The sequence below is a fragment of the Priestia sp. SIMBA_032 genome (assembly GCF_046535215.1).
Classification (GTDB): domain Bacteria; phylum Bacillota; class Bacilli; order Bacillales; family Bacillaceae_H; genus Priestia; species Priestia aryabhattai.
In genome coordinates this window covers 1-231 of the sequence record NZ_JAWRXD010001669.1, presented here as the reverse complement: position 1 = coordinate 231, position 231 = coordinate 1, and the positions used below count along the sequence as shown (strand labels likewise).

Sequence of the window (231 nt, the reverse complement as noted above, 5' to 3'; positions counted from 1 at the left end):
CTCCTACCGAAAACGGTATAGTCGTGCGAATGGCAGACCCAGGATTAAATGTACTGAATATTCAAAACGATGAAACTTTTATGCTACGATATATATTGATACCCGCCAACGTGGCCGAGACCAGTGGAATAGCGGACAAAATGCCTGAAAGTTTTGGAGAGGCTGCCGCCTTACTGGGGCTAGATCACTAATTTTAAGATGTGGACAACCCAATAAATTGGTCACTTATAC

The 231-nt window shown here is 43.3% G+C and carries 1 protein-coding gene; it reads left to right on the top strand.

Annotated features, from left to right (window positions below):
* The coding region (locus tag SB717_RS39920) for a hypothetical protein (protein ID WP_410908905.1) at positions 1-191 on the top strand (191 nt) is incomplete at its 5' end.
* Between the last annotated feature and the right edge of the window lie 40 nt (positions 192-231).